Origin of the sequence: Thermomonas brevis (assembly GCF_014395425.1) — a bacterium.
GTDB lineage: Bacteria > Pseudomonadota > Gammaproteobacteria > Xanthomonadales > Xanthomonadaceae > Thermomonas > Thermomonas brevis.
On record NZ_CP060711.1, the window covers coordinates 187,145 to 211,834 of the forward strand.

22 protein-coding genes and 1 pseudogene are annotated in these 24,690 nt (G+C 64.5%); 20 read left to right on the forward strand and 3 right to left on the reverse strand.

The window, feature by feature from the left end:
• Nucleotides 1-115 precede the first annotated feature (115 nt).
• The gene (locus H9L17_RS00850) at nucleotides 116-742 is read right to left on the reverse strand and encodes a CopD family protein (protein ID WP_240311022.1); all 627 of its coding nucleotides are present in this window, start codon (nucleotides 740-742) and stop codon (nucleotides 116-118) included.
• Nucleotides 743-1,049: 307 nt separating this feature from the next.
• Between H9L17_RS00850 and H9L17_RS00855 the strand changes: the two genes are divergently transcribed.
• The 11 genes from H9L17_RS00855 (at nucleotide 1,050) to H9L17_RS00905 (ending at nucleotide 10,907) form a co-directional block, all read left to right on the forward strand.
• Complete coding sequence (locus tag H9L17_RS00855) at nucleotides 1,050-1,478, forward strand: CopL family metal-binding regulatory protein (protein ID WP_114958842.1); 429 nt, start codon at nucleotides 1,050-1,052, stop codon at nucleotides 1,476-1,478.
• Nucleotides 1,479-1,590: 112 nt separating this feature from the next.
• The gene (locus tag H9L17_RS00860) at nucleotides 1,591-3,480 is read left to right on the forward strand and encodes a copper resistance system multicopper oxidase (protein WP_187570529.1); all 1,890 of its coding nucleotides are present in this window, start codon (nucleotides 1,591-1,593) and stop codon (nucleotides 3,478-3,480) included.
• Nucleotides 3,477-4,583, forward strand: a complete 1,107-nt coding sequence (locus H9L17_RS00865) for a copper resistance protein B (protein WP_187570530.1) — start codon at nucleotides 3,477-3,479, stop codon at nucleotides 4,581-4,583. Before H9L17_RS00860 ends, H9L17_RS00865 begins: the two co-directional genes overlap by 4 nt.
• 15 nt (nucleotides 4,584-4,598) lie before the next feature.
• The gene (locus H9L17_RS00870) at nucleotides 4,599-5,483 is read left to right on the forward strand and encodes a c-type cytochrome (protein WP_114959247.1); all 885 of its coding nucleotides are present in this window, start codon (nucleotides 4,599-4,601) and stop codon (nucleotides 5,481-5,483) included.
• Between the two features lie 17 nt (nucleotides 5,484-5,500).
• On the forward strand, nucleotides 5,501-5,983 hold the full coding sequence (locus H9L17_RS00875) for a YybH family protein (protein ID WP_187570531.1): 483 nt from the start codon (nucleotides 5,501-5,503) through the stop codon (nucleotides 5,981-5,983).
• 17 nt (nucleotides 5,984-6,000) lie between these two features.
• Nucleotides 6,001-6,510 carry a DUF411 domain-containing protein gene (locus tag H9L17_RS00880; protein WP_114959248.1) on the forward strand — a complete coding sequence of 170 codons (510 nt, stop codon included), beginning with the start codon at nucleotides 6,001-6,003 and terminating at the stop codon, nucleotides 6,508-6,510.
• A 92-nt stretch (nucleotides 6,511-6,602) separates the two neighbouring features.
• Complete coding sequence (locus H9L17_RS00885) at nucleotides 6,603-7,001, forward strand: heavy metal-responsive transcriptional regulator (RefSeq protein ID WP_114958846.1); 399 nt, start codon at nucleotides 6,603-6,605, stop codon at nucleotides 6,999-7,001.
• Nucleotides 6,998-9,613 (forward strand): heavy metal translocating P-type ATPase, encoded by a 2,616-nt coding sequence (locus H9L17_RS00890; protein ID WP_187570532.1) that lies wholly within the window; start codon nucleotides 6,998-7,000, stop codon nucleotides 9,611-9,613. Before H9L17_RS00885 ends, H9L17_RS00890 begins: the two co-directional genes overlap by 4 nt.
• Nucleotides 9,614-9,640: 27 nt before the next feature.
• Nucleotides 9,641-9,919 carry an EF-hand domain-containing protein gene (locus H9L17_RS00895; protein WP_114958848.1) on the forward strand — a complete coding sequence of 93 codons (279 nt, stop codon included), beginning with the start codon at nucleotides 9,641-9,643 and terminating at the stop codon, nucleotides 9,917-9,919.
• Nucleotides 9,920-9,973: 54 nt separating this feature from the next.
• Complete coding sequence (locus H9L17_RS00900) at nucleotides 9,974-10,528, forward strand: DUF305 domain-containing protein (protein WP_187570533.1); 555 nt, start codon at nucleotides 9,974-9,976, stop codon at nucleotides 10,526-10,528.
• Between the two features lie 10 nt (nucleotides 10,529-10,538).
• Entirely contained in the window at nucleotides 10,539-10,907 is a 369-nt protein-coding gene (locus H9L17_RS00905; RefSeq protein ID WP_132982816.1) for a hypothetical protein, read from the forward strand.
• 408 nt (nucleotides 10,908-11,315) lie between these two features.
• Here H9L17_RS00905 and H9L17_RS16240 read toward each other — a convergent pair.
• Both H9L17_RS16240 and H9L17_RS00915 read right to left on the reverse strand, forming a co-directional pair.
• Nucleotides 11,316-11,402, reverse strand: a pseudogene (locus H9L17_RS16240) (hypothetical protein); the annotation flags it as partial.
• Nucleotides 11,403-11,439: 37 nt separating this feature from the next.
• Entirely contained in the window at nucleotides 11,440-11,880 is a 441-nt protein-coding gene (locus tag H9L17_RS00915) for a MerR family transcriptional regulator (RefSeq protein ID WP_114958852.1), read from the reverse strand.
• A 187-nt stretch (nucleotides 11,881-12,067) separates the two neighbouring features.
• Between H9L17_RS00915 and H9L17_RS00920 the strand changes: the two genes are divergently transcribed.
• The 9 genes from H9L17_RS00920 (at nucleotide 12,068) to lspA (ending at nucleotide 24,670) form a co-directional block, all read left to right on the forward strand.
• Nucleotides 12,068-14,038 carry a cytochrome c/FTR1 family iron permease gene (locus H9L17_RS00920; protein ID WP_239515107.1) on the forward strand — a complete coding sequence of 657 codons (1,971 nt, stop codon included), beginning with the start codon at nucleotides 12,068-12,070 and terminating at the stop codon, nucleotides 14,036-14,038.
• A 68-nt stretch (nucleotides 14,039-14,106) separates the two neighbouring features.
• Nucleotides 14,107-16,413 carry a heavy metal translocating P-type ATPase gene (locus H9L17_RS00925; RefSeq protein WP_187570534.1) on the forward strand — a complete coding sequence of 769 codons (2,307 nt, stop codon included), beginning with the start codon at nucleotides 14,107-14,109 and terminating at the stop codon, nucleotides 16,411-16,413.
• 68 nt (nucleotides 16,414-16,481) lie between these two features.
• Nucleotides 16,482-16,910 carry a hypothetical protein gene (locus H9L17_RS00930; protein WP_187570535.1) on the forward strand — a complete coding sequence of 143 codons (429 nt, stop codon included), beginning with the start codon at nucleotides 16,482-16,484 and terminating at the stop codon, nucleotides 16,908-16,910.
• A 64-nt stretch (nucleotides 16,911-16,974) separates the two neighbouring features.
• Nucleotides 16,975-18,255 carry a TolC family protein gene (locus H9L17_RS00935; protein ID WP_130522598.1) on the forward strand — a complete coding sequence of 427 codons (1,281 nt, stop codon included), beginning with the start codon at nucleotides 16,975-16,977 and terminating at the stop codon, nucleotides 18,253-18,255.
• A gap of 11 nt (nucleotides 18,256-18,266) precedes the next feature.
• Nucleotides 18,267-19,412, forward strand: a complete 1,146-nt coding sequence (locus tag H9L17_RS00940) for an efflux RND transporter periplasmic adaptor subunit (RefSeq protein ID WP_165394505.1) — start codon at nucleotides 18,267-18,269, stop codon at nucleotides 19,410-19,412.
• Nucleotides 19,413-19,452: 40 nt separating this feature from the next.
• Entirely contained in the window at nucleotides 19,453-22,578 is a 3,126-nt protein-coding gene (locus H9L17_RS00945) for an efflux RND transporter permease subunit (RefSeq protein ID WP_187570536.1), read from the forward strand.
• A complete protein-coding gene (locus H9L17_RS00950; RefSeq protein WP_114958858.1) occupies nucleotides 22,578-22,898 on the forward strand; it encodes a P-II family nitrogen regulator in 321 nt (106 codons plus the stop codon). The genes H9L17_RS00945 and H9L17_RS00950 overlap by 1 nt, the downstream gene beginning before the upstream one ends.
• An 85-nt stretch (nucleotides 22,899-22,983) precedes the next feature.
• Nucleotides 22,984-24,168 carry a sodium/calcium exchanger protein gene (locus H9L17_RS00955; RefSeq protein ID WP_246455130.1) on the forward strand — a complete coding sequence of 395 codons (1,185 nt, stop codon included), beginning with the start codon at nucleotides 22,984-22,986 and terminating at the stop codon, nucleotides 24,166-24,168.
• A 31-nt stretch (nucleotides 24,169-24,199) separates the two neighbouring features.
• Nucleotides 24,200-24,670, forward strand: a complete 471-nt coding sequence (gene lspA / locus H9L17_RS00960; protein WP_187570537.1) for a signal peptidase II — start codon at nucleotides 24,200-24,202, stop codon at nucleotides 24,668-24,670.
• Nucleotides 24,671-24,690: the final 20 nt, after the last annotated feature.

The following is a 24,690-nucleotide window of genomic DNA, read 5'->3' on the forward strand; positions in this document are numbered from 1 at the left end:
TTTTCTGATCCGGTGCAACTGATCCAGATCAATTTCTGGTCAGGAACAGAGACGGCGGGGGAGTTCGTGCCGATGCTCGGCGGGGAGGAACCATCAAGACTATGCGCCATCGCGCTCAGGCAGCCGCGGGGCTGAGCGTTCCCAGCACCGAAACGACGATCAAGATCAGGATGGCCAGTGTGGCCTCAGCCGCGACACTCTGCCGCAGGGCCCGCACTTCCTGCACAGGATCGCCGCTGGCCAGGGCGCGTCCCAGACGCGGCACCAGCGTCCAGCGGTGCAATGCACCCAGGCCCAGCATTCCTCCGAACAGGGCAAGCTTCACCAGCAGAAGGTTCCCGTACGTGCTCTGGAGCAGTGTCGACAACGACCATGCGGTGAGATCACCGTAGTGCGCGATGCCAGACACGATGAGCGCAGCAACGAAGATCGTGCCGAGCGTCGAGAATCCGTGCAGAAGATCATGCGTCGCTCGAAGGCGCCTACTGCCGGAGACCGCCTCCCTGCGCAGGAGCAGGCCCAGGAACACCAGTACCGCGGCAACCCAGCCGCCTGCCGCGAGCAGGTGGACCAGGCCCGCAGCAAGCCGCAGCGCACCGGACGCGCCTTCACCGGCGGCGGCGTGGCCGTTCCATGCCAGCGTAGCAAGTGCGCCGCCCGCCAGCATTGCCAGCCGCGGAAAGGCGGACTCCACCTTTCCGCGGCGGCGCTGCCATCCGAGCACGACGAGCGAGGCAAACACGAGCCCCAACTCAAGACCGCGAAGCGGTTGGCGGAGGTGCTGGGGATTCCTCCCGCGTTCCTCTACACCGAAGACGATTTATTGGCCGCGCTGTTACTACGTTGGAATGAGTTGTCCCTCCGCCAGAAGAAGGACCTTCTCAAACAGGTCGAGGGTGTGGAACTTTCCAAGTCGAAGCGGGGTCGTCTTCCCGGCAAGTAACTTCATTGGGCCGTGGGTGTTGAACCCTTTACCATAGTCCAGAGATAGGCTCGTTCTATTCATGATTCCTTTACCCCTGAGCACGCTCGCGAGTTAAAGTAAGGCCATGTCCACCCGCGCCATCCTGTTGCGTCTGTTGCTGTGCGTTGCCTTGGTATTCAACGGGGCAGCCTCGGCCATGGCGTCTGTGCAGATGATGCAGATGCACGCGGATGGGCATGAAGCCGCAAGTACTCCGGTCGCGCCTATGGCGAGTGCCGAGTCCGAGATGCCATGCCACCACGACGGGCAGCCCGCGCATTCGCAGGATGCGGCCGATGCGGCAACGGCTACCAAGGACAAGCAACCCGGCCAGTCACCCGATTGCTGCAAGTCGAGCACCTGTACCTGTGCATGCGTGCATCAGGCGGCCGCCATGGTGCCGGTGATGGCCTTCCAGGGCACCGCCCTGCTGCATGTCGGTAGCGTGCGATCGATGGCCTTGGGCCATGCAACACCACCGTTGCCCCATCTGATCCGACCTCCCATCGGCTAAGTGTCCTTTGGCGCCCCGGGCGCCGGTTCGCTTGCGCGCGTCGCCGTTCGACGTGCTTTGCAGGCAGTGGTCCAGCGCTTGTGCTGGCCTATGACACTTTGATGGAGTTCACATGTCTTCCGATGCTTTCGGCCGCAATGCCGACGGGTTGTTCAAACCGTCGCGGCGGCGATTCGTGCAGGGGTTGGCCGCGGGTGGTGCTGTGGCCAGCCTGGGTCTCTGGCCCAAACTCAGTTGGGCGCTCAAAGGCCCCGGTAATCCGAATGTCCTGTCGGGTACCGAGTTCGACCTGACCATCGGCGAGACGCCGATGAATTTCACCGGGCGCACGCGTCCAGCAGTCACCGTCAATGGCTCGATTCCAGCACCGCTGCTGCGCTGGCGCGAGGGTACGACGGTCAACCTGCGTGTCTCCAATGCGCTGCCGGAAGGCTCGATCTTTGGCCATGAAACCTCGATCCATTGGCACGGCATCCTGCTGCCGGCCAACATGGACGGTGTGCCTGGGCTGAGCTTTGACGGCATCCACCGGGGCGAGGCCTACCACTATCGGTTTAAGGTGAATCAGGGCGGTACGTACTGGTACCACAGCCATTCGGGATTCCAGGAACAGGCCGGGCTCTACGGCCCGCTCATCATCGATCCCATCGAACCTGAACCGTTCGCCTACGACCGCGACTACGTGGTGATGCTGTCCGACTGGACCGACATGGACCCCACACGGCTGTTCGCGCGGCTGAAGAAGATGTCGATGTACGACAACTACTACATGCGCACGGTCGGGGATTTTCTGCGTGATGCTGAGCGAAATGGTCTTGCGACCACGATCGACGACCGCAAGATGTGGGGACAGATGCGCATGTCGCCGACCGATCTGTCGGACGTCAATGCGAACACCTACACCTACCTGATGAATGGCGAGACCTCGCTGAGCAACTGGACCGGCGTGTTCCGCTCCGGCGAGAAGATCCGCTTGCGCTTCATCAACGGTTCGGCGATGACGCATTTCGACGTGCGGATACCCGGCCTGAAGATGACCGTGGTGGCCGCCGATGGTCAGTACGTGCATCCAGTCACCATCGACGAGTTCCGCATCGCCACTGCCGAAACCTTCGACGTGATCGTCGAGCCGTCGGGGCAGGATGCCTTCACGATTTTCGCGCAGGACATGGGCCGCACCGGTTTCGTCGCCGGCACGCTGGCCGTGCGCGAAGGGCTTCGTGCGCCGATTCCGCCGGTCGATCCTCGTCCGCTGCTGACCATGCAGGACATGGGCATGGATCACGGAAGCATGGGTGGCATGGACATGTCCGGCGGCAAGGGCATGGAAATGAGCTGTGGCGCCAACATGGGCATGGCCGGCATGGATCATGGCGCGATGGCGCAGACGTCGAAGCCGGCCGAAGCCGATCCGCATGCAGGTCACGACATGGCGACCATGAAAGATGGCTCGATGGCCGGCATGGATTCCGGGAGGACGGTCACGCACCCGGCCAGCGAAACGCGCAATCCGCTGGTCGACAACCAGGCCATGGTGGTCAGTTCACGGCTTGATGATCCGGGCATCGGCCTGCGCGACAACGGACGCAAGGTCTTGAGCTATTCGATGCTCAAGAGTGCCTTCGACGATCCAGACGGGCGCGATCCTGGCCGCGACATCGAACTGCACCTCACCGGTCACATGGAACGCTTCGCCTGGAGCTTCAATGGGCAGAAGTTCTCGGACGTCGAACCGCTGCGACTCAACTACGGCGAACGCATGCGCATCGTGCTGGTGAACGACACGATGATGACGCACCCGATCCACCTGCATGGCATGTGGAGCGACCTCGAGGACGATCAAGGCAACTTCCTCGTACGCAAGCACACCATCGACATGCCGCCCGGCAGCAGACGCAGTTACCGCGTGCGGGCCGACGCGCTCGGCAGCTGGGCCTATCACTGCCATCTGCTCTACCACATGGAAGCGGGAATGATGCGCACCGTGAGGGTCGACGAATGAAGACGATCATGACGCTCGCAGCACTCGCTGCTGGCCTGCTGCTGGCCTTGAATGCCGCTGCACAGGATCACTCGCAATACCAGATGCCGATGCCTGCTGCGCAGGATCATTCCCAGCACCAAATGCCGGCGATGCAGGATCACACGCAGCACCAGGTCAAACCGAAAGCCGTACCGAAGGTAAAACCAAAGCCGAAGGCCAAACCCGCCGCCACGCCGAAGACGAAGGCAGCGGTACCCGCCGCACCGATGGATCACGCGGCCATGGGCCACGCGATGCCGGCACAGCAACCGGCTGCCGTGGACCACAGCGCCATGGGACATGACGCCGCCCAACCGGTGCCAATGGATCATGCCGCGATGGGGCATGCCATGCCGCGTCCCGCCGACCAACCCATCACGCCGATTCCGGTACTCACGGATGAAGTTCGTGCAGCGGCCATCCCGCCACCGAATGATCATCCTGTGCACGACAACGGCGTGCAGCACTATGTGCTGTTCAACCGCCTCGAAGGCTTCGATACCGACGATGGCACCGGCATGGCATGGGAAGGCCAAGCCTGGGTCGGCACCGATCTCAACAAGCTCTGGCTGCGCAGCGAGGGCGAGCGAGTAGGGGGGCACACCGAAGGCGCGGATCTCGAAGTGCTGTACGGCCGTGCATTCGCCCGCTGGTGGGATGTGGTCGCCGGCGTGCGCCACGACTTCAAACCGGGCGCATCGCAGGACTTCGTTGCGATCGGCGTGCAGGGCCTGGCGCCGTACAAGTTCGAGGTGGAAGCGACCGCGTATCTCGGCCAATCCGGCCAGACCGCTGCGCGCCTGGAGGCCGAATACGAAACGCTGCTGACCAACCGGTTGATCCTGCAGCCGCTGGTTGAAGTCAGTTTCTACGGCAAGAACGACGAACGCCGCGGCATCGGTTCCGGTCTGAGCACCGCCGAGGCCGGTTTACGCCTGCGCTATGAGTTCACCCGGCAATTCGCGCCGTACATCGGCGTGGTTCATGAACGCGCCTTCGGTCGCACTGCAGATTTTCGTCGCGCGGCGGACGAAGGCGTCAACGACACCCGCTTCGTGGCGGGGATCCGGATCTGGTTCTGATTGGGGGAGACCATCATGCCGTTCGTTACCCGAAAGTCCCTGCTCACACTGAGCATCCTGTCCGGCGTCGCCCTCGCGGCGGCAGCCGGTTTTGTCTGGTCCGGTATTTACAACATCGGCGCGGACGACACCCACACCCGACCCGTGTACTCGACGCTGCAAGCCCTGCGCGAACGCTCCATCGAGGTACGGGCGAACAAGTTGCAAGTGCCCGCCGATCTCGACGACCCGGCGCGCATCCGTCAGGGGGCTGGCAACTACAACGCCATGTGCACCGGCTGCCACCTCGGCCCGGGCATGCAAGACACCGAACTGAGCATGGGCCTGTATCCGGCACCGCCGAATCTGAGTAAGGAAACGGTCGACGCCGACACTGCGTTCTGGGTGATTAAGCACGGCATCAAGGCCTCAGGCATGCCGGCCTGGGGCAAGAGCATGGACGACGAATACATCTGGAACATGGCGGCGTTCCTGCAGGCACTGCCCAAGCTCACACCCGAGCAATATCAGGCGCTCGTCGCCAGCAGCGGTGGTCATTCGCACGGTGGCGGTGAGTCCGAGGGCCACGCGCATGCCGAGGGCGGCGAGGACCATCACGACGAGGGCGACGCGCACGCGCACACCGAAGGAGAGGAGCACAACGCGATGGCGGGCATGCAGATGGATGCGCCCAAGCCGCACTCGCACCCTTCGGGCACACCGCCGCACGTCGATGCGCCGAAGGACACGAAGGCACCGTCCGGTGAAGTGCACATCCATGCCGACGGCAAGAAGCACGTCCACGACGCAAAACCCACGGCCACGCCTGCCACTGCGAAGCCGACCACCGCCGACCCGCATGCCGGCATGGACATGCCCGAAACAGAACCGGCCAGCGATGGCCACGATCACCAACACTGAACGGAGCCGCGAATCCCATGATCCATCGAATTGTTTTCCTCGCCTTGCTGGTGCTTCCATTTGCATCGCAAGCACATGACCCTGCGCAGCATGCGAAGACCAACGTACCTGCCATCGCCGCCGAGGCGAAGCCTGCGGTTGTGGCCGTGGATGCCTTCTCAAGCGCATTGCAGGCCGGTGATCTGAAGCGTGCTGGCACCTGGTTGGCCGACGATGTACTGATCCTAGAAAGCGGCGGTGCCGAGCACTCGAAAGCCGAATACATGGGCGGGCATGCAACGCACGACGCCGAGTTCCTGAAAGGCGCGCATGTGCAGTTGAAGCAACGCACGGCCAAAGTGGCGGGCGAGTTGGCGTGGATTGGCACCGAAAGTGAACTGCACACCAGCAAGGACGGCAAGCCGGTGACCACGCTGAGCACCGAAACCATGGTGCTCAAGCGCGGTAAGGACGGCTGGCGCATTGTCCATATCCATTGGTCCTCGCGGGCGAAGCGATGAGGAGGAAGACCATGTCGATGCATGCTGCAACGGCCGTGTTGGTGCTGGGCGCTGTCGTATCGCTGGGCGCCTGCGCCAAACAGGCGCCAGCACCAGAACGCGCTGCCGAGGTCACAGCCGAAGTGGCACCAGTGCCCGCACCAACGCAAGCGCTGCCGCTCGTTGTCGTTCACAAGAGCCCGAGTTGCGGCTGCTGCGGCCTGTGGGTGGACCACATGCGCCAAGCCGGATTCCAGGTCGAGGTACGCGACGAGGACAACGTCAATCCGGTGAAGGAACGCGTGGGCGTGCCGTATGGCAAGGGGTCTTGCCATACCGCCGAGGTGGGAGGCTATTTCATTGAAGGCCACGTGCCGGCCGCGGACGTGAAGCGCCTGTTGGCCGAAAAACCCGACGCTAAGGGACTGGTGCTGCCCGGCATGCCAATGGGATCGCCCGGTATGGAGATGCCGGACGGGCATTCGGAGCCGTACACCGTCGAACTGGTGCGTCGGGACGGCACGACAGCGGCCTTTGCAGCGCACTGAACGTACATGGATGGCCGCATGCAGCAGGGCTTGACTCTGGACTTTACTCAAGGGTGGAGACTGGCGGCATTCCAGACGCAAGAGGTCCCTCAATGAAGATCGGTGAACTCGCCCAACGCACCGGTGTCCCCATCGACACCGTGCGCTACTACGAACGGCAAGGACTGCTGCCGGAGCCGGAACGTCAACCGTCCGGCTACCGTCGGTACCAGAGCGCCGATGTCTTGCGCCTGCGTTTCGTGCGTCGCGCGAAGGCACTGGGTTTCACCTTGGAAGAGATTCGCGAACTGCTCGCACTCTCCAGCCATCGCGAGAACGACATGGGCAGCCTCAAGGCAGCCGCCGAGCAGAAGCTGGCGGGCGTCGAGGCCAAGCTGGCGGAACTCACGAGGATTCGCGACGGATTGCGGACGCTGATCAAGGCATGTCCCGGGCATGGGGCATTGGGCGCTTGCCCGATCCTGCACGCACTCAACGAGGACGCCGCATGAACACGCACACGCATTCCGATCACGACGCGCATGGGCAGGGCAGTTGCTGTGCGAACAAGAAGCCGGCACCAGCATCCGACAACACCGTGATCGATCCGGTCTGCGGCATGCAGGTTGATCCCAACACGACATCGCATCACGTCAGTCATGCCGGCACCGACTACCACTTCTGCTCGGCACGCTGCAGGGAAAAATTCGTGACCGACCCCGAGCGTTACACGACGACCTCGGCCAAAGGGGAAGGGAAGGGCAGTTGCTGTGCGACCAAGGTACCGACATCCGATAGCGCCGTGATCGACCCGGTCTGTGGCATGCAGGTCGATCCCGACACCACGCCGCATCACGCCAGCCACGCCGGCACCGACTACCACTTCTGTTCGGCACGCTGCCAAGCGAAATTCGTTTCCGACCCGCCGCGCTATCTCACGCCCAAGGCCGAGACGGCGCCCGCCGCGCCGGCGGGCACGATCTACACCTGTCCCATGCACCCGGAAATCCGCCAGGAAGGACCGGGGACGTGCCCGATCTGCGGCATGGCGCTGGAGCCGGAAATGCCCAGCCTGGAGGACGAGGACAACCCGGAACTGCGCGACTTCTCGCATCGCTTCTGGTGGACGTTGCCGCTGACCGTCGTGGTCTTCCTGCTGGCGATGTTGGGCGACCGGCTGACGTTCCTGAGCATGGGTGCCCGCACCTGGCTGGAACTCGCGTTGAGCACGCCGGTCGTGCTCTGGGCCGGCTGGCCGTTCTTCGAGCGTTGCGTGCAATCGATCCGCAACCGCAGCCCGAACATGTTCACGCTGATCGGGATTGGCGTTGCATCAGCCTTCGGCTATAGCGTGGTGGCCACTGTGGCACCGGATCTATTCCCGGATTCGTTCCGTGAGCATGGCCGGGTCGGCGTCTATTTCGAGGCCGCCGCGGTCATCGTGTCATTGACTCTGTTGGGGCAGTTGCTGGAGTTGCGTGCCCGCTCGAAGACTTCGGCGGCGATCAAGGCTTTGCTGGGGCTCGCGCCGAAGACGGCCCGTCGCATCAACGACGATGGCAGCGAAGACGACATCCCGCTCGAACATGTCCACATCGGCTACAAACTGCGCGTGCGCCCCGGCGAAAAAGTGCCGGTCGACGGCGAAGTGCTCGAAGGGCGCTCCAGCGTCGACGAATCGATGCTGACCGGCGAATCGATTCCGGTTGAAAAGACCGCAGGCAGCCGCGTGATCGGCGCCACGATCAATGGCACCGGGAGCCTCGTCATCCGCGCCGACAGGATCGGTTCGGAGACCGTGCTGTCGCAGATCGTGCAGCTCGTCGCCCAGGCGCAGCGCTCGCGTGCACCGATGCAGCGCATGGCCGACAAGGTCGCGTTCTGGTTCGTGCTCGCGGTGTTGGCGATTGCCGTACTCACGTTCTTCGGCTGGGGCCTGTTCGGGCCGGAGCCGTCGTGGACATACGCCGTCCTCAATGCGGTCTCGGTGCTGATCATTGCTTGTCCGTGTGCGCTGGGATTGGCCACGCCGATGTCGATCATGGTCGCCACCGGCCGCGCGGCGCGTGCCGGCGTATTGTTCCGCGACGCCGAGGCGATCGAGCAGTTGCGCAAGATCGATACCTTGATCGTCGACAAGACCGGCACCCTGACCGAAGGTCGCCCGGCGTTTCGCGCGGTCATGGCCGCCGACGGGTTCGAGGACGACACCGTGCTGGGCTTGGCGGCAAGCCTGGAGCAGGGCAGCGAACACCCGCTGGCGAATGCGATCCTGACCGAAGCCAAGCGCCGGAACCTACCGCTGTCGACGACCGATGACTTCGATTCGGTTACCGGCAAAGGCGTGCGCGGGCAGATCGCAGGGCAGAAGCTTGCCCTCGGTAACAAGGCGCTCATGGCCGAGGTGGGCGCCGATGTCGCGCCGCTGCTTGCTCGTGCCGAATCGGCGAGGGGCGAGGGCGCCAGCGTGATGTTCCTCGCCGTGAATGGGCGGTTGGCGGGCGCGGTGTCCGTGGCAGATCCGATCAAGGCCACGACCTTGCCGGCTTTGAACGCATTGCGTGCGGCAGGCCTGCATCTGGTGATGGCTTCGGGCGATGCGCAATCGACCGCCGAGGCGGTGGGTCGCAAACTCGGCATCGAGGACGTGCGAGGCGAGGTGCGTCCGCAGGACAAGGCCGCGCTGGTACAGCAACTCAAGGCGCAAGGGCGACGTGTCGCCATGGCCGGCGATGGTGTGAACGATGCGCCGGCTCTCGCGGCCGCGGATGTCGGCATCGCCATGGGCACCGGCACTGACGTCGCGATGTCCAGCGCTCAGGTCACCTTGGTCAAAGGCGATCTGAGCCGGATCCTGGAGGCGCGGGCGATTTCGGATGCAACGGTCGCCAACATGAAGCAGAACCTCGCCTTCGCCTTCCTCTACAACGCCATCGGCGTGCCGATCGCCGCCGGTGTGTTGTATCCGGTGTTCGGTCTGCTACTCAGCCCGATGATCGCGGCGCTGGCCATGAGCCTGAGTTCTGTTTCGGTCGTCACCAATGCGCTGCGCCTGGCGCGTGTTCCCCTGGGCGCAACGCACGCAGCACCCGCGCTGTCCGCACACGGCGCGTCTTCTCACTAAGACTTTCCCCCCACCTGGAGTAGGTTCATGAACAAATTCGTTTCGCTGGCCGCTGTCGGCCTCCTGTCCCTGTCCGCGGTAGCCGTCGCGGCGGAACCGCAAGCGCATGGAAGCCATGCGGGTCACGCGGCGCCGACTGCAGAAATCACCCCGGCCCAAAAGGAGTTTCGTGCGCTCGACAAGAACCAGGACGGCAAGCTGTCGAAGGCAGAGATGCCGGCCAAACATCCCATGGCCGCGCACTTCGCCATGATGGACACCAACAAGGACGGTGTGTTGTCGGAGGCCGAGTACACCGGCCACTGACGCGCGAATTTCGGCGGCGCGGTTCGTCGCGCCGCCATTCAAGGAGGTTCAATCATGCAAGCGCACTCCAAGCACCAGACGACTCACGACGCCCGGACGAAGGGCGGTCACGTCAGCCACACCGGCCACCAGACCAGCGACGGGCACTACGGGCGATTCGCGCTCATGCTGGTGCTGTCATTCGCTTGTATGTACGCGCTCATGTACGCCATGGTTGATCGCTTCGCGAATGTCGTGCCGAATATCAACCAGTTCTACATGGCGGCCCTGATGACCGCACCCATGGCGATCCTGGAGTTGGCGCTGATGGGCGCCATGTACCAGGACAAGCGAAAGAACGCGGTGATCTTTGCTTTGGCTGGCCTCGTTCTGGTCGGTAGTTGGTTTGGGATTCGCGCACAGGCCGGCGTCGATGACCGGCAGTTCCTTAAATCCATGATCCCGCACCATGCAGGCGCAATCCTGATGTGCGAGGAAGCCAGGATTTCAAGCCAAGATATCCAGGCGCTCTGCCGGAACATCATCGAAGGGCAGCAGGCCGAGATCGAGCAGATGAAATCCCTGCTGGATCCGACGCGCGGTCAGCCGCAACCTGCCACCCGGGACTAGAATCCTTTCCATGCCGCGACGCGTGTCCCGCTTGGTGCACTGGTTGGTGATCATCACCCTGATCGCCTCGACACTGGTCGAGCCAGCGCAGGCGGCAAACGAGGCGCTCCAGCAGATCGCGGCAGCGCAAATGGCCGCGGCCATGGCGGACATGCCATGTGGTGATGAGATGGCCCCGTCGCTCGACACGCACGAGATGCCTTGCGATTGCTGCAAGCCTGCCTCTTGCGATCTGACCGCCTGCTTTGGCACCGCCTATCTGCATGCGCTGCCGGATGTCGTGGCATCGGTTCCGCCGCATGCCACCCACGCGACCGGAAACACTCCGACGTATCTCTCGCGATCGCTCGATACGCTTCTGCGACCACCGATCGCTTAACACTCCGTTTTGTGCCATTCCGGACGCTTTTCGTCCGCATGCCGCTGCGTGCGGCATTCACGGAGATATGCCAATGACATTCCCACGACGTTGAGGGCCGGCAGGGATTCATGTAAAAAGCAGCCGTTCGCCTTTTAAGCTCTTGATGTTGCGGTGCTTTTGCTTCTGAGCCTAGTGCTTTGCTGAGGCCACGAAGTGGCCTATTAGCCTCCAAAAAGTCGCCAAAATCATAAGCCGGCAGGTCCCCACTTCCGACCTAGTTCGCTAGGATCCGGCTCGAATAATCGAGCGGCGCGATCTCCCGGCTCAAGTCGAGTGTGTAGTCCCCAAAGCGATTGATGTGACTGGTCCGGTACGGCTGAGTTCCGGAAACAGCACCAGGTCGGCGTGATAGCGATCGCGCGCCTCGGCGATCCGCTCGGCAATGCGCCCTGCGTTGCCGTCGATGTCCCCGACGGGAAAGTCCGCCTGGACCAACGCGATACGCAGGCTCACGGGCAGTTCCCATCAAGGCATCGCATCGCCAGACGCTTCATGCCGACCGCTTCCGACGCACGTCTGTCGTCTTGACCCGCGAGGCAGGCATCGGTTCCCGCAAGGTGGCCAGAATCGAGCACTGGCCCCGTGCGCCTCCGGAGCACGCATTGATCGTGCGGTCCAATTCCCGGGCAATGCGATTGAGCTCGCGGAGCTTGCTGCGGATATCTGTCAGATGCTCGCGGGCAATCGCATCGATCTCGCCGCAGGAGAGCGTGCGGTCGCTTTCCAGCCGTAGCAGGCTGCGGATCTCATCCAGGCTGAAGCCGAGGTCGCGGCTGCGGGTGATGAAACGCAGCCGATCCACTTCGTCATCGCGGTACTCGCGGTAACCGCTGGCGGTTCGGCGCGGTTTGGGCATCAGCCCCACGCGCTCGTAGTAGCGAATGGTTTCCAGATGGCAGCCGCTGGATTCGGCCGCTTCGCTGATCTTCATCGACGCCTCTTGACCCTATAGCTGCTACGGACTTTACCCTGTGAGGCCTACGGGGCTATGGCACACAGAGGGAGGGGCTGTCATGTCGTGGAGTCCTGCCCTTGACTCCGTAGCAGGTACGGGGTGTACGCTCGCTGTTGCAACTGGTTCCCATTCCCGTTTATTGCCCTTCACCTAGGCGCTCCCCGTGACCAACTCCCTCTGTCGTTGCCTGCTGATCGCGTTTTTGGCTTGGCTGTCCTTCCCGGCCTTCGCCGCCGCGCCGTCCGCGGTCAACCCGCGCCAGACCTGGCAACTGCTGGACTACGTGGCCGTCGACTATGGCGCGGCCGTGAAATCCGGCAGTGTCGCGTCCGAGGCCGAGTACGCGGAGATGCGCGAATTTGCGGGGGCGGTGCGAACCCAATTGGCCGCGCTGCCGTCGACGCCCGGCCAGGCCGGCCTGATCGCCCAAGCCGATCAGCTGGTGACCGCTGTCGAGTCCAAGGCCGACGCCAGGCACGTCGCCGATCTGGCGCATCGGCTGGCCGACGGCCTGCTGGCCAACTATCCGGTCGGTGCCGTGCCGGCGACGCCGCCCGATCCGGCCCGGGGGGCACAGCTCTACGCCGCGCAATGCACTGCCTGCCATGGTCCGGCCGGCCACGGCGATGGGCCGGCTGCGGCGAGCCTGGATCCGCCGCCCATTGCCTTCACCGATGCCACCCGCGCCGCCCAGCGCAGTCCCTTCGCCTTGTACGAAGCGATTTCCCAAGGGATCCAGGGAACGGCCATGACCGGCTTCTCGTCCCTGCCGGAAGCCGATCGCTGGGCGCTGGCGTTCTACGTCGGCAGCTTGTCGCATTCGCCGCAGATGCGGGCCGAGGGCGAAGCGCTGTGGCGCGACGCGCCGGCCTGGCACCAGCGCATTCCCACGCTGGAAGCGCTGACCCGCACCAGCGAGGCGGATCTGATCGGCGCCGGCAGCCAGGACACACAGGCGCGGGCCATCATCGCTTACCTGCGCGGGCAGCCGCAGGCCGTCCAGACCGCAGCCTCGGGCGTGGCAGCAGTCCAATCGCTCGCACTGGCTCGGCAACGGATGGCCGAGAGCCTCCGCGCCTATCAGGCGGGCGATGCCGGGCAGGCGAAGACGGCGGCTTTGTCGGCGTACCTGGATGGCGTCGAACCGGTCGAGCCCACACTCGCCGCGCGGGACAACGCGCTGATGCGTGAGCTCGAAACCACCATGGCGCGCTATCGCGATGCCATCGGCCGCCGCGTTCCTGCCTCCGATGCGACAGCGCAGGCGACGCAGGTGAGCGCGCTGTTCGATCGCGCCGAGGCGGTCTTGCAGGATGCGCACACCGATCGCACCACGGCGTTCCTGGGCAGCTTCACCATCCTGCTCCGCGAAGGGATCGAGGCGTTGTTGATCGTGATCGGCATGATCGCCTTCCTGCGCAAGGCCGAACGCCGCGAGGTCCTGCCGGCGGTACACGCCGGTTGGGTCGGGGCGTTGCTGGCGGGTGTGGCGACCTGGGCGATCGCGACCCATCTGGTCGATGTGAGCGGCGCCAACCGTGAGGTCACCGAAGGCGTGTCGGCGTTGTTCGCCGCGGTGGTGCTGCTCAGCGTGGGCATCTGGATGCACCAGAAGAGCCTGGCCGGGCGCTGGCAGCAGTACCTGCATGCCAAGGTCTCGGCCGCGCTGACCCGGCGCTCGGCGGTCTTCCTGTTCCTGCTGGCCTTTGTCGCGGTCTACCGCGAAGTGTTCGAGACGATCCTGTTCTTCATCGCGATGTGGAACCAGGAAAACAGCACCGCGATTCTGGGTGGGCTGGTCGCCGGCAGCGTCGTGTTGGCCGGGGTGGCGTACTGGATGCTGCGCATGAGCAAGCGCCTGCCGATTGGCCAGTTCTTCTCGATCAGTTCGATCCTGATTGCCGTGCTCGCCGTCGTGCTGGTCGGCAAGGGCATCGCGGCGCTGCAGGAAGCCGGCTGGGTCGGTCAGGCGCTGGTCGCCGCGCCGCGCATCGATTGGCTGGGCGTGTACCCCTCCTGGCAATCCCTGCTGGCGCAGTTGGCCGTGGCGGTGATTGCGATCGGTGGTTTTTATTTCAATGCGCGCAACTCGCGTGTGCCCGCGCAAGCCGTCAAGGGAGACCGCGCGCAATGAGCACGTCTTGCAACAGCTGTGATGGCTCGGTGATCACGGCGCAACTTCCTGCGCCTTCACCCCAGGCTATGCGTTATCGCATCGAGAACATGGACTGCCCCACCGAGGAGGCGCTGATCCGGAACAAGCTCGGCCAAGTGCCGGGCGTGACGGACCTGCAGTTCAACCTGGTGCAGCGCACGCTGACAGTGCTTCACCAGTTGCCTGCGCTGGCCCCTGTGGAAGACGCGCTGGCGGCGATCGGCATGCAGGCGGTGCCTTTGGATACGGCTGTGTCTGCCGTCGAAACGGCGCTGCATATCGCGAAGATGGATTGCCCCACCGAGGAAGGCCTGATCCGCGGCAAGTTGAGTGGCATGCCGGGGGTGGACGCGCTGGCCTTCAATCTCGTGCAACGCACCCTGACCGTCCGCCACGCGACCGGCGTCTTGCCGGATGTGCTGGCCGCCTTGAAGTCGCTGGGCTTCGAGGCCGAAGCGGTCGCCACGGCCGGCGGCGCAGAGTTGACTGCACCGGTGCGGACCCGGACAGCCTGGTGGCCGTTGATCGTTTCCGGTGCGGCGGCACTGCTCGCCGAGGTCGTGTCGTGGCTCGGGGCCCCTGCGTGGCTGGTCATTGCACTGGCGCTGGTGGCGATCGGTACCGGCGGCCTGTCCACCTACAAGAAGGGCTGGATTGCGCTGAAGAACCGCAATCTCAACATGAACGCCCTGATGTCGATCGCGGTCACCGGCGCGATGCTGATCGGCCATTGGCCGGAAGCGGCCATGGTGATGGTGCTGTTCGCGCTGGCCGAGGTGATCGAGGCCAAATCGCTGGACCGTGCGCGCAATGCGATCCGGGGCTTGATGGACCTGGCGCCCGAGCGGGCCACGGTGCTGCAGGATGGCAACCGATGGGTCGAGGCGGATGCCAAGACGGTCGCGCTCGATAGCCGGGTGCGGGTCAAGCCGGGCGAGCGCATCGCGCTGGACGGCGTGGTGGTCCTGGGCCGCTCCACGATTAACCAGGCGCCGATCACCGGCGAGAGCCTTCCTGTCGAAAAGGCCGAGGGCGATCCGGTGTTCGCCGGCACCATCAACGAAGCCGGTTCGCTCGAATATCGGGTCACGGCCACGGCCAATGATTCCACCCTCGCGCGCATCATCCACGCGGTGGAGGCGGCGCAGGGCAATCGTGCGCCCACCCAGCGCTTCGTCGACCAGTTTGCGCGCTGGTACACCCCGCTGGTGTTCGCCGTCGCCATCGGCGTCGCGGTGGTGCCACCCCTGCTGATGGGGACGGCGTGGCTGGAATGGACCTACCGGGCATTGGTGCTGCTGGTAATCGCCTGTCCTTGCGCACTGGTGATCTCCACCCCGGTGAGCATCGTCAGCGGACTGGCCGCGGCGGCACGGCACGGCATCCTGATCAAGGGCGGCGTGTACCTGGAGAATGGTCGCAAGCTGCGATGGCTGGCGCTCGACAAGACCGGGACGATCACCCACGGCAAACCCAAGCAGACCGATTTCGCCGCATGGGGCGAGGCGGACCCAGGCCTGGCTCGCGCGATCGCGGTCAGCTTGGCCGCTCGCTCCGACCATCCCGTCTCCAAGGCCATTGCCGTGGCGGGACAGGACGATGCGGTGACCGTGCGTGAAGTCGAGGACTTCGCCGCCTTGCCGGGCCGCGGTGTACGCGGCCAGGTGGCAGGTGCGCATTACCACTTGGGCAACCATCGGCTCGTGCAGGACCTGGGTGCCAGCTCGGCAGCGTTGGAAGCGCATTTCAGCAGCTTGGAAGCACAAGGCAAGAGCGTCGTGGCGCTGCTGGCAAGCGATGGCGTGCAGGCGATCTTCGCCGTGGCCGACACGGTCAAGGACAGCAGCCGGCAGGCGATCGCCGACTTGCACGCGCTCGGGGTCAAGACCCTGATGCTGACCGGGGATAACCCGCACACGGCACAGGCCATCGCCGGGGAGGTCGGCATCGACCGCGCCCAGGGCAACCTGTTGCCCGAAGACAAGCTGCGCGAGGTCGAAGCACTCACCGCGCAGGGCACCAGCGGCATGGTGGGCGACGGCATCAACGACGCCCCGGCCTTGGCGCGGGCCGATATCGGCTTCGCGATGGGCGCGGCCGGATCCGACACCGCGATCGAAACCGCTGACGTCGCCCTGATGGACGACGACCTGCGCAAGATTCCGGCCTTCATCCGGCTCTCGCGCGCCACCGCTCACGTGCTGATGCAGAACATCACCTTGGCCCTGGGGATCAAGGCGGTTTTTCTAGTGCTGACCTTTGCAGGCCAAGCCACGATGTGGGCGGCGGTGTTCGCCGACATGGGGGCCAGCCTGTTGGTGGTGGGCAACGGCATGCGCCTGCTGAGGAAGTGACTTGGACACAGTCGCCGCATGTGTCCACTCGCGAGGAACGGCATGACCAGCTCCCGGGAACTCGCCCGATGAGATTTCATAACGTCCGGGGCACCGGCTATGCTGGTAGGGTGAACCCGGTGACATCTTCCTGCCTGCTGCTGGCCCGCCTGCGCGCTTCCACGCGGCTGGCGGTACTGGTGCTGATGATCTTCGCTCTGAAGATCGGCGCGGCGGTCGCCTGCGCGAAGCACGATTTCGCGGACATGGGCTTCGGCACGGATGGCAGCCATGCCGTGGCGGTGAAGGCATCGCCGCTGGATAGCGGTAATGACGATTCCACGAAGCTCAAGCTCGGGCATGCCGCTTGCAGTCACTGCGGTTGCCATCATGCTGCCGCCATGGTGCCGGATACGCAGATCGTGGTTGTGCTCGTGCCGCAGGCGCTGCCTATGCGTACGTCCGGGTTGCCGCCCAGCGCGTCGCAACCCTTGGAACTGAGGCCGCCGATCGCCTGAGTCAGGTGTTTTGCCCCTTTGGCGCGGAGCGCCAGAGGACACCGTCGACTCAGAGGATCTTCCAATGCACCTTGTTCGTTCGCCGCGACGACGTCGCGTCGCGCGGCTGGCCGTCCTGGTTCTGGCAGCGAGTTTGCTGTCGGGCTTGGCCATGGCCGCCCAAACCCCCGATACACAGGCCCCAGTCGCACTTCGCGAGGCGCTGCAGGCCGCCTGGCAACACCATCCGAGTTATCGCGCCACCGAAGCGCAACTGGCCGCAGCCCGTGCCCGGTACGATGCGGCCGGACGACCGCTCTACAACCCCGAAGTCGAGTTGGCCGGCGACGATGAAGGCCCGGATCGCACCACAACCGCTGGCCTCAACCTCACGCTCGATCTGAGCGGCAAGCGTCGTGCGCGTCGCGACGCGGCCTCCGCGCGGGTCGATCTAGCCACCGCTGAAGCCAAGCTGCGTCGCCGCGATTTCGCCAAGCAGTGGTTCGCCAGTTGGGCTGAGCTACAGACGGCGCAGCAACGTGTGCGCACCGGTGAACGTCGATTGGCGTTGGTCACGCGCTTTGGCGAGTTGGCACAAAAGCAGTTTGCTGCAGCCGACATTTCCGGGTTGGAGCGCGATTTGGCACTGCTGGCCCGCGATGAAGCGCAAGCCCAGCAGTCGCAACTCGTCGCCGAACAGGCGGAGGCCGAAGCGCGTTTCCGCGCGGTCGGCGGCTCGCCGGAACTCCTGGCGAGCCTGACGCTGCCCAGCGACGCATTGCCGCCGCCGATGCCCTCCCATACCGGCATCGAACAGTTGCCCGACTGGCAAGCCGCACAAGCCGCTGCGCTGGCTGCCGAACGCGAAGTGACCGTTGCCCGCCGCAATCGGGTGGCCGATCCCACCGTGGGCGTGCGCGGCGGACGCATCGACTACGGCAATGTGCAGGACAACGTGGTCGGCGTGTCGCTCAGCATTCCGCTGTTCGTGCGCAATTCCTATCGCGCCGAGGTAGTGGCAGCTCAGGCCGATGCCGATGTCGCGATCGCCGAGGCCGAGCGCGTGCGCGTCGAACTCGATGCCGATCGTCGCCGTGCGATCGACAGCTACGCCGCAGCGCAATCGGCCTGGTCGCGCTGGCAGGCGAGCCGCGGCACGGATGTGGAGCGTCGCGCCACTCTCCTTGAGCGCTTGTGGCGCGAGGGCGAGCTGTCCACCGCTGACTACCTGCTGCAACTCAAGCAGACCCTCGACACGCAACTCGCCGGCGCCGAACTCGAAGCGCGCCTGTGGCGCAGCTACGCCGATTACCTCGCCGCCACCGGACAGCTTGAACGCTGGGCCGGCCTGGAGGGCACCCCATGAGAGAACTTTCGATGACCCCGTTCCGTCTGATGTCGCCGTTGCTGGCCGCGGCGTTACTGCTTGCCATGGCCGCATGTTCGAGGTCCCCCTCGACCGAGTCGGCCCCGACCGAAGCCGAAGGCGCTGAAGCGCCCACCGAAAGCGAAGCCGGCATCGCGCCCGTCAAGCTCGATGCCGCAGCGATGAAAGCTGCCGGCATCGTCGTGCAGGCGTTGCAGCCCGCTTCGATGAGCGAACAGCTGCGTGCGCCCGGTGAAGTGCTCGACAATGCCTACGGCACGGCGCTGATCACGCCCAGTGTCGAAGCCCTGGTCGTGCGTCGCCATGCCAAGCTCGGCGACGAAGTGCGCGCCGGCGCACCGCTGGTGACGCTGTCCAGCGTCGAAGTCGCCAATGCCCAGGCAGAGTTGCGCATCGCCGAACAGGAATGGCGCCGCGTCTCTGCACTCGGTCGTGAGGCCGTGTCCGGGCGCCGCATCAACGAGGCACAGGTCGCGCTCGATCGCGCTCGCGCAACGGCACAGGCGTATGGCTTGCCGGGCACGGCGGCCGGGCGCAGCAACGGCCAGTTCACCTTGACCGCGCCGCATGCCGGGCGAATCACCGAGGATGCCGTGGTCGTCGGCGAGAAAATTGAACCGGGCAAGACGCTGTTCCGCCTGGTCGATGAATCGGTGGTTTGGGTCGACGCCAAGCTGCCATCGGGGATCGTTCCGCGCATCACACCCGGCACGGAAGCGACGGTGGTGTTCAACGGCGAGCGCCTGAAGGGTACCGTTCAGCATCCCGCGCATCGCACGTCGGACACGACCCGCAATGCGGTGGTGCGGATCGAGGTTCCGAACCGGGACGACCGCCTGCACAGCGGCGATTACGTCGATGTGTTCTTCGAGGCCAGCGACGTCGCCAAGGATGGCAACGCCGCCGTGACTATGGTGTCGGTGCCAACCGACGCGGTGGTGCAGTTGGAAGGCGACACGGTCGTGTTCCGTCGCAACGCGACCGGTGCGTTGGAACCGACGCCGGTGCGTACCGGTGAAGCGATCGGCGATCGGACCGTCATCCGCGAAGGCCTCAAGCCCGGCGACGCCGTCGTGGTCGAAGGCGCCTTTGCCGTCAAAGCGCAGATGCTCAAGTCGCAGTTAGGAGAAGAGTGATGATCTCTGACGCCAATCCCGCCTTTGCGGGAGGTGCGCCATGCTGAATCGCCTGGTCGAACTCTCCCTGCGCTACAAGTTCCTGGTCCTGATCGTGTTCGCGGTCGTCGCCTTCCTCGGCATCAGCGCCGTTCGCAACGTGCCGATCGATGCCTTCCCCGACGTGACGCCGGTCCAGGTCAACATCTACACCGAGTCCCCGGGCCTGGCCGCCGAGGACGTCGAGCAGTTGCTCACCACGCCGGTGGAGTCTGCGTTGGCCGGCCTGCCGAAGGTGCAGGAAATCCGCTCGGTCAGCCTGTTCGGGTTGTCGTACGTGTCGGTCTATTTCAAGGACGACATGGACATCTACTTCGCGCGACAACTGGTCAACGAACGCCTGCAGGAAATCGGCGATCGTCTGCCTGAAGGCTATGGCAAGCCGAGCATGGGCCCGAACACGTCGGGCCTGGGGCAGGTGTACTGGTACACCGTCGAACGCGCGCCCGGCGTCAGTAAGGACCAGGTCACCGATATGGACCTGCGCACATGGCAGGAATGGACCGTGCGGCTGATCCTGCGCACGGCACCGGGCGTGGACGACGTTAGTTCCTGGGGCGGTGGCGAACGCCAGTACCAGGTGCAGATCGATCCGCAACGCCTCTACGCCCGCGGGCTGGGCTTCGGCGATGTCATCAACGCGCTCCCCGCCAACAACGGCCAGGTCGGCGGTAACGTGATGGACGTGGGCCGCGAGCAGTTCCTGGTGCGCGGTCTGGGTTTGCTGAAGTCGACCGAGGACATCGGCGCGATCATGCTCAAGTCGGAGGACGGTGTGCCGGTGTATCTGCGTGACGTGGCAACCGTGGTCGAAGCCCCCGCGCCGCGCTTCGGTGCGGTGACCCGCGACGGCCAGGAAGTCGTGATGGGCCAGGCGCTGGCCCGCATCGGCGAGAACGCCAAGGACGTGGTCGAGGCGGTCAAGGGCAAGCTTGACGTGGTGCGCGATGCACTGCCGAAGACCATGGTGCTCAAGCCGATGTACGAGCGCACTGACCTCGTCAACAAGGCGGTCGAAACCGCGGTGCGGGCGCTGGTGGAAGGCTCGCTGCTGGTCGCGATCATCCTGTTCCTGTTCCTGGGCGAGGTCCGCTCAGCGCTGGTCGTGATCGTCACACTGCCGCTGGCCATGCTGATTGCCTTCATCGGCATGGGGCAGGTCGGCTTGTCCGCCAATCTGATGTCGCTCGCGGGCCTGGCGATCGGCATCGGCATGATGGTCGACGGCGCGGTGGTAATGGTGGAGAACGCCTTCCGGATCATGGCGGAGCGGTTGGAACACGGAGAGAAGGTCGACAAGACTTCTGCGGTGTTGGCCGCGGCTAAGGAAGTGGCCAATCCAATCACGTTCGCGATCGGCATCATCATCGTGGTGTTCCTGCCGCTGTTCGCGCTGGAAGGCCTCGAAGGCAAGATGTTCAAGCCGATGGCATTCAACATCGCCTTCGCGATGGCCGGTTCGCTGATCCTGAGCCTGACGCTGATCCCGGTCTTGGCGTCGATGATTCTCAAGCCCAAGCCCGAGCGCGATACGTGGTTGGTGGCCAGGATCAAGCGTGGTTATCAGCCGCTGTTGGCGAAGGCGCTGGGCCGCAAGAAAGTGGTCGTGATCAGCGCGCTTGTCGCCTTGGTCGCGAGCCTGGCGCTGTTCCCTTTCCTGGGTAAGGAGTTCATGCCGCAACTGCAGGAAGGCTCGATCATGTGGCGCGTGACGGGCATCCCGTCGACCTCGCTCAACGAATCGATCAAGACCAGCAACACCATCGCCGCGGCCTTCAAGCAATTCCCGGAGGTCGAGACCACGCTGGCGATGATCGGCCGTGCCGAGAAGGGCGAGACCGCCGATGTCAATTACATGGAGATCTACACCGCGCTCAAACCCGAGGAAGAGTGGAAGTCGGGCCGCGACATCAAGCAGCTCGAAGCGGCGATGCAGGAGACGCTGGAGAAGGTCGTGCCGAACGTGGTGCCCGGCTACACCCAACCGATCCAGATGCGCGTGGAGGAACTGATCTCCGGCGTGCGCGCCACCTTGGCGCTGAAGCTTTACGGTGAAGACCTGGGCGAACTCGACAAGCTGAGCGGCCGCATCAAGCGCGTGCTGGACAAGGTGCCGGGCGTGGCCGACCTTGCTTTGGAAGCCAACATCGGCAAGCCGCAGATTCGCATCGCGGTCAAGCGCGACGAACTGGCCCGCCATGGCATGAACGCTGAGGAGGTGCTCACCATCGTCCGCAATGGCCTGGGCGGCGAACCGGTGAGCGTACTGCTCGATGGCGTGAAACGCTTCGATATCGCAGTGCGGCTGGATGACGCGACACGCGATTCGGTCGAGTCATTGCGTCGCATCCCGCTCCGCACGGCAACCGGCGCCTTGGTGCCGCTGTCGGAGGTAGCCGACATCAACGTGGCCGAAGGTTACTCGTTCGTCCGTCGCGAGCAACTGCAACGCTATGCGGTGATCCAGATGGACGTCCGAGGCCGCGACGTCGATAGCTTCGTCCAGGACGCTGAGACGGCGATTAAGCAGCAGGTGAAGCTGCCGCCGGGCTACTGGATCGAGTGGGGTGGGGCGTTCGAGAACCAGCAGCGTGCGCTGGCCAAGTTGGCGCTGATCGTGCCAGTCACGATCTTTTTCATCTTCGTGTTGCTCTATACCGCCTTCAACTCGGTCAAGTACGCGGCGCTGATTCTGGCCAACGTGCCGTTCGCCACCATTGGCGGATTGTTGGCCTTGTTTGTCACCGGCCAGTACCTGTCGGTGCCCTCAGCGATCGGCTTCATCGCGGTATTCGGCGTGGCGATGCTCAACGGCATCGTGCTGGTGAGCTTCCTCAACGAGCTGCGTGAGAAAGGCCTGTCGGTGCGCGAAGCGGTGGTGCAGGGCACGGCTCTGCGTCTGCGACCGGTGCTGATGACCGCGAGCGTGGCGATCCTCGGTCTGGTGCCGATGCTGCTGTCCAGCGGTGTCGGCGCGGAAACGCAACGTCCGTTGGCGACGGTGGTGGTGGGTGGCCTGATCAGTTCGACGCTGTTGACGCTCGTGCTGTTGCCCGTGCTGTACGAATGGCTTGAAACCCGCGCCGAACGCAAGGGGGCCGGATCCAACCCGCAGGAGACCGTGTGATGAAACAGATCAAGGCGTTCGTGCACCGCAACCGGGTCTCCGACCTGATCCACGCGCTGGAAGCCGCCGGCTTCCAGCGCCTGAGCCTGTTCGACGTGAAGGGCCTGCTGCGTGCACTCAGTGCACGCGAGCAGGAGTATTCGGTCGAGTTCGGCGACCAGGTGATCAACGAGGTGCAGATGGAGCTGTTCTGCGAGGATGAAGACGTGGCCCGGGCTGTGGAAATCTTCCGCCGTGTCGGGCGGACGGGGCGACCGGACGCGGGCTGGGTCTATGTCAGCCCGGTGGAGCAAGCATTCCCCATCGACGGCACCGCGTAGGACCCAAGGGAGCTGGCACGTCATGCGAACACACAGCGCAGTCCGAGAATTCGTGGTTCCAGTGGGGTTGGCAGCGCTGGCCGTCGTGCCCGCGCTGTACCTGCGTGTGACCGGGAGCAGCGTCGGCGCCCTGGGCGACATGGTGCTGTTCGGCATGGCGATTCTGGCCGCCGGCTTCCTGCTGTCGTGGGGCGCGGAGGCTGCCGAGAAGTACATCGCCACCGGCTTCGTGCTGGCGGTGGTCGCACTTATCACGGTGCTGCCCGAATACGCGGTGGACTTCTACTACGCCTACCGCGCCGGCCAAGATCCGGCGTCCGGGTATATGGCCTACGCCGCCGCCAACATGACCGGTGCCAATCGCCTGTTGATCGGGCTTGCCTGGCCGCTGCTGGTGGGGTTGCACTGGTGGCGCTCGCGGCAACGCGGGATTGCGTTGCAGGTCGAAAATTCGGTCGAAATCGTCTTCCTTGCGTTGGCGAGCGCGTATGCCTTCGTCATCATCCTCAAGAACCGCATCGGCCTGTTCGATTTCGTCGTGCTGGGTGCCTTGTTCTGCCTGTACCTGTGGCGCACATCAAAGGCCGAGAACGAAGAAGAGGAAGAAGACGAAGAGCCGGGCCCGGGCGCGGTGATCGCGCAGTTGTCGCCCGGCAAGCGCTGGACGGTGATGGCAGTGATGAGTGTGGCGGCCGCAGGCGTGATCCTGCTGGCGGCCGAACCCTTCGCCGAATCGCTGGTGGCTTCGGGTCGACGCCTGGGGATGGACGAGTTCCTGTTGATCCAGTGGCTGGCACCGCTGGCCAGCGAAGCGCCGGCGGTCACCATCGCGATCCTGTTCGTGCTGGATGGCCGCGCCCGCGCCGGTCTGACCACGATGATCAGCGACAAGATCAATCAATGGACCCTGCTGGTGGGCATGCTGCCGATTGCCATGAGCATTGGTGCCGGTGAGTTGACCTCGCTGCCATTGGACGCACGCCAGCACGAGGAATTCTTCCTGACCGCCGCGCAATCGATGTTCGCACTGGCATTGCTGCTGCGCATGCGGCTGAGCCTGGTTGGCGCCGTGGCGTTGGCGGTGCTGTTCGTCGGGCAGCTGATGCTGGCATTCTTCTATCAATCCAACCCCGAGCAGGAAATCTTCGTGCTGACGGCCATCGCCTGGCTCTATCTGGCACTGGCGGGCATGCTCCTGGCGCGTGACGCCCGGCGCCTTCCCGCGCTGCTGCGAGCGGCGTGGCAGACCCGTGAGCGCAATGATGCGTGAGAGACGCACCGCGCAGGGTGGCGTGCCGCGAATGCCAAGCGCGCTGCCGTGGCTCGGTGTGTCCGCCGCCGTATTGGCCGTCGATCACCTCACCAAATACTGGGTGCTGACCGCATTGCCGGAGCACACGGCGGTGCCCGTGTTCGACTCCTGGTGGAACTGGTACCGCTCCTATAACACCGGTGCTGCCTTCAGCTTCCTCAGCTCGGCCGGCGGCTGGCAACGCCATGTCCTGACGTTCCTTGCGCTGGCGATCGCCGCGCTGTTGACGCGTTGGCTCACCAAGCTGCCACGTCATGCATGGCCCCCGGCGCTTGCCTACGCCTTGCTTATCGGAGGCGCCTTGGGCAATGCGGTGGATCGCATCATGCGCGGGCATGTGGTGGATTTCATCCAGTGGCATTGGCGCGACTGGTACTGGCCCGCATTCAATCTGGCCGATGTCGCCATCGTCACCGGTGCCGCAATTCTGGTGTTGCAAGGCATCTTTCGGCGCGGCTAGAACGGCTTGCCGCGTGGCTC

Bases quoted from the DNA above. Each gene is read 5' to 3' on its own strand.
- H9L17_RS00860 (WP_187570529.1), top strand. From the start codon at position 1,591: ATGTCTTCCGATGCTTTCGGCCGCAATGCCGACGGGTTGTTCAAACCG.
- H9L17_RS00890 (WP_187570532.1), top strand. From the start codon at position 6,998: ATGAACACGCACACGCATTCCGATCACGACGCGCATGGGCAGGGCAGT.
- H9L17_RS00930 (WP_187570535.1), top strand. From the start codon at position 16,482: ATGAGATTTCATAACGTCCGGGGCACCGGCTATGCTGGTAGGGTGAAC.
- H9L17_RS00915 (WP_114958852.1), bottom strand. From the start codon at position 11,880: ATGAAGATCAGCGAAGCGGCCGAATCCAGCGGCTGCCATCTGGAAACC.
- H9L17_RS00925 (WP_187570534.1), top strand. From the start codon at position 14,107: ATGCGTTATCGCATCGAGAACATGGACTGCCCCACCGAGGAGGCGCTG.
- H9L17_RS00885 (WP_114958846.1), top strand. From the start codon at position 6,603: ATGAAGATCGGTGAACTCGCCCAACGCACCGGTGTCCCCATCGACACC.
- H9L17_RS00945 (WP_187570536.1), top strand. From the start codon at position 19,453: ATGCTGAATCGCCTGGTCGAACTCTCCCTGCGCTACAAGTTCCTGGTC.
- H9L17_RS00935 (WP_130522598.1), top strand. From the start codon at position 16,975: ATGCACCTTGTTCGTTCGCCGCGACGACGTCGCGTCGCGCGGCTGGCC.
- H9L17_RS00895 (WP_114958848.1), top strand. From the start codon at position 9,641: ATGAACAAATTCGTTTCGCTGGCCGCTGTCGGCCTCCTGTCCCTGTCC.
- H9L17_RS00870 (WP_114959247.1), top strand. From the start codon at position 4,599: ATGCCGTTCGTTACCCGAAAGTCCCTGCTCACACTGAGCATCCTGTCC.
- lspA (WP_187570537.1), top strand. From the start codon at position 24,200: ATGCCAAGCGCGCTGCCGTGGCTCGGTGTGTCCGCCGCCGTATTGGCC.
- H9L17_RS00875 (WP_187570531.1), top strand. From the start codon at position 5,501: ATGATCCATCGAATTGTTTTCCTCGCCTTGCTGGTGCTTCCATTTGCA.
- H9L17_RS00865 (WP_187570530.1), top strand. From the start codon at position 3,477: ATGAAGACGATCATGACGCTCGCAGCACTCGCTGCTGGCCTGCTGCTG.
- H9L17_RS00950 (WP_114958858.1), top strand. From the start codon at position 22,578: ATGAAACAGATCAAGGCGTTCGTGCACCGCAACCGGGTCTCCGACCTG.
- H9L17_RS00880 (WP_114959248.1), top strand. From the start codon at position 6,001: ATGCATGCTGCAACGGCCGTGTTGGTGCTGGGCGCTGTCGTATCGCTG.
- H9L17_RS00900 (WP_187570533.1), top strand. From the start codon at position 9,974: ATGCAAGCGCACTCCAAGCACCAGACGACTCACGACGCCCGGACGAAG.
- H9L17_RS00905 (WP_132982816.1), top strand. From the start codon at position 10,539: ATGCCGCGACGCGTGTCCCGCTTGGTGCACTGGTTGGTGATCATCACC.
- H9L17_RS00940 (WP_165394505.1), top strand. From the start codon at position 18,267: ATGACCCCGTTCCGTCTGATGTCGCCGTTGCTGGCCGCGGCGTTACTG.
- H9L17_RS00855 (WP_114958842.1), top strand. From the start codon at position 1,050: ATGTCCACCCGCGCCATCCTGTTGCGTCTGTTGCTGTGCGTTGCCTTG.